The organism is Arachidicoccus sp. (assembly GCF_050436765.1).
Taxonomy (GTDB): domain Bacteria; phylum Bacteroidota; class Bacteroidia; order Chitinophagales; family Chitinophagaceae; genus Arachidicoccus.
The window spans coordinates 1-3,390 of the sequence record NZ_JBNQGD010000139.1 but is presented as its reverse complement, the minus strand read 5'-3'; the positions used below and the strand labels follow the sequence as shown (position 1 = coordinate 3,390).

At 40.6% G+C, this 3,390-nt stretch carries 4 protein-coding genes; all 4 read left to right on the top strand.

Annotated features, from left to right (window positions below; translation table 11 throughout):
• Positions 1 to 386, top strand: a 386-nt coding sequence (locus tag ACQR30_RS05735; protein ID WP_429732557.1) for a phytanoyl-CoA dioxygenase family protein, incomplete at its 5' end; no start/stop codon positions are given.
• An 11-nt stretch (positions 387 to 397) separates the two neighbouring features.
• Entirely contained in the window at positions 398 to 1,777 is a 1,380-nt protein-coding gene (locus ACQR30_RS05730; protein WP_429732554.1) for a sugar porter family MFS transporter, read from the top strand.
• A 9-nt stretch (positions 1,778 to 1,786) separates the two neighbouring features.
• Complete coding sequence (locus ACQR30_RS05725; protein ID WP_429732551.1) at positions 1,787 to 2,662, top strand: phytanoyl-CoA dioxygenase family protein; 876 nt, start codon at positions 1,787 to 1,789, stop codon at positions 2,660 to 2,662.
• Between the two features lie 287 nt (positions 2,663 to 2,949).
• The gene (locus ACQR30_RS05720; RefSeq protein WP_429732548.1) at positions 2,950 to 3,282 is read left to right on the top strand and encodes a hypothetical protein; all 333 of its coding nucleotides are present in this window, start codon (positions 2,950 to 2,952) and stop codon (positions 3,280 to 3,282) included.
• The last annotated feature ends 108 nt before the right edge of the window (positions 3,283 to 3,390 follow it).

Sequence of the window (3,390 nt, the reverse complement as noted above, 5' to 3'; positions counted from 1 at the left end):
ATCAATGGGGTTTACTTCCTGTCACCGGGCTGGCAGGTGATATGGATGCTGTGAAGCAGGTTCTGGATGGAAATCAACAAATTCAATTCGGAAAGAAAGTAGCCAATGAACTAAAAAGAGGCTATGCAAGTTTTCATCACCCTTTAATGATGCATGGTTCCTATGCCAATCATTCCGAAAGATCACGAAGAGCTGTTGTGATTAATGCAATGGGACACGATACACAAGGTAATACGGCTGGATATGATCGACTTGAGGCTTTAGCGGGTTTTCCCAGTATGCCGCAAGATAAGGTGCTTGACGGCCAATTTTTTCCTATGTTATTCCCCGATGATGACGCCACCATGCAAACTTTGCTCCATAACATACCAACAATACACCATTAAAGCCTAGTATTTTGAATCTTTTATCAGCGAGATTTTTATCTATTAAAACAGCACATAACGGTGAGCTGAATACCACATTTATCCTGCTTACCAGTGGCATCGCAGCATTAGGGGGATTATTATTTGGTTTCGATACGGCGATCATTTCCGGAGCTATTCCTTATATCAGCAAATACTTTTCTATGGATGCGTATATGCTTGGTTGGTCGGTAAGCGCCATTCTGATTGGTTGTGCTGTTGGAGCAATATTCGCGGGTAAAATAGCAGATTGTTATGGTCGCCGGTTATCGTTGATTGTATGCGCTGCATTGTTTGCGATTTCCGGTATTGGAGCCGGCATGTCGCAGCAACTACTTATATTTATTTTATTTCGCCTTATTGGCGGATTAGGGGTGGGCGCCGCAGCCATGGTATCTCCCATGTACATTGCAGAAATAGCGCCTGCAAAATGGCGCGGACGGCTGGTAGCTTGCTATCAAATGGCTATTGTAATAGGCATCCTTGTGGCCTATTTTACTAACTACCTTTTAGATGATTTTGGAAGTAATAATTGGCGATGGATGTTTGCATCTCAGGCCGTACCCGCACTCCTGTTTTTCCTGCTATTGTTACTGGTACCTGAAACACCAAGATGGCTGATAATGAAAGGGAGAAAAAAAGAGGCCACAATAATTCTTGCAAAAATTTCAGAAGCCCAATGGGTTGAAGAAGAAGTGATGGAAATTGAAAGGAGCTTCCACGCCAAACACAGCGTTTCCTGGAAACTGCTATTTAAAAAAACATATAGACCTATTTTATTTATTGGCATTTTAGTAGCCGTTTTTCAACAGGTTACAGGTATCAATGCAATTATTTATTATGCTCCGGTTATTTTTAAAGCGACCGGAATAAGCAGTAGTTCTTCCTTATTGCAAACCATTATTATCGGTGTTGTAAATGTAATATTCACTTTGGTTGCCATTGGTCTGGTTGACAGAATAGGGCGCCGAAAATTGCTATTAATTGGCAGTGTGCTAATGGGATTATCATTAACCGCCGTAGGGTTATGCTTCCGCTATCATTATTTTGACCATTATATCGTCTTGGTTTTTATGTTGCTATACGTGGCCTCGTTTTCCGCTACAATGGGCGCCGTTGTATGGGTATATCTCGCCGAAATTTTTCCAAATCTTATTCGCAGTTTAGCCTTATCTATAGCCACACTTGCATTGTGGCTGGCTGATTTTGCATCAACACTTATTTTCCCCATTATGACAAAACATTTCGGTGTATCGGTACCTATGTTTTGCTACGCCTTGTTTTGCGTTATCGCCTTTATTTATATGTACTTGAAAGTGAAAGAAACCAAAGGGAAATCGTTGGAAGAAATAGAAATATTATTTACCTCTTAAAAAATTATTATGAGTAAGAAAAATGCGTATATCCGCAAAGGCAGTATTTCCAGCGAAAATATCGCCTTTTACAAACAAAATGGTTATTTAATAGCAGCGGATTTATTGTCTGGCAATGAAATTACCGAACTTAAGAAAGAGACTGCTGCCATTTTTCGTGGAGAAAGGGGATATGTAGACGGCATGTTGGCTGTAGATGGCGTTGAATCAGATGATGATATTTTAAAAAAATATGTAGCCATCCACTTCCCTCATAAAATTTCATCTGTTATTTATAATTATTTGTCCCATCCAAAAATAGTGCATGTATTAACGAATATCATAAGTCCCAATGTAAAATGCATGCAGTCAATGCTGTTTGTAAAAGGTCCGGGTAAAGCCGGCCAAGCTTGGCATCAGGACGAATTTTATATACCAACCAGGGACCGCTCGCTTATTGGTGTATGGATTGCCATTGACGATGCAAGTATTGAAAACGGATGCCTGTGGATTATTCCCGGCAGGCCCGGTTATCTGATGCGTCGGGTAAATAACCATAGTGATGAGTATGCGGATGTAGACAGCATTGATGTGTCGAAGTATGGCTCTGCTGGGCCAGTACCGGTTGAAGTGGCAAAAGGCTCTGTCGTTTTTTTCGATGGTTATACCTTGCATAGTTCTAAACGCAATAAAACTACCGGCTGCTTCCGTACAGCCCTGGTGAACCATTACATGAGTGCCGAATCGATGTTGCCTTGGGATCAGGATGGGAAATTGCCTGCTACGGAGGATCTCAGAGATATTGTAATGGTGGCGGGAGAGGATCCTTACGCATGGAAGGGAGTTGTTGATGCCAATAAACCCTACCTGAGGCCTGAAGTTTTAAAGATTAAAACAAAGCTGTAATTGCAAGGGTGAAAAAGAAGAGATGAATTATTTTATTGCTTTTTATCATCGCATTAGACTGGGCAAAAGACTGGACGTTTTCAGTATCACGGCACAGCAATGATTGATAAAGTATTCCATCTTATGGATTCATTAGTGAATTGAACAAAAAACGGTTAAAATTGTTCGGGGAAATTCAGTTGTACAATCAAGGCAAGTGAATCGGTTAGTTTTATTCCAGAGTAATTGATTGCGTATATTAAAAATCATATTTCATTCAATAAAAGCAATAATAAGTCGAGTATGTAATGCGAATTAAAAATGATGATATTGTAAAATATATCTTCTGCGCCTTACGTTTCATGGGCGCGCAGAAGGCTATAGCGCAAAGGCCTACATCTCCCATACCAATAGCACCACCTGCATTGAATCTGGTCCCAGGCGGGAAGGCTTCTGTAGTAACCGATATTTGGATAGTCTCAAAAACCCATTCTGACTTAGGTTGCACAATGTCTATCAAAGCTGTTTTGAAAAAATATCGGGAAGATATGATGGATAGAGCCCCCCATTTGATTGATGAAGATGGTACAAGGCCTTTTGATGCAAATAGAAAATTGAAGCAATGCGAAAAAAAAGATTAATGTATGTTTTCCTATTGAATCTCCTTGCGGGCGGAATTGTGCATGCTCAGAACACCGTTCGTATCGCTCCATTAGTGAGCGGGGATGCTGCTGAACAGTTTGCCAATA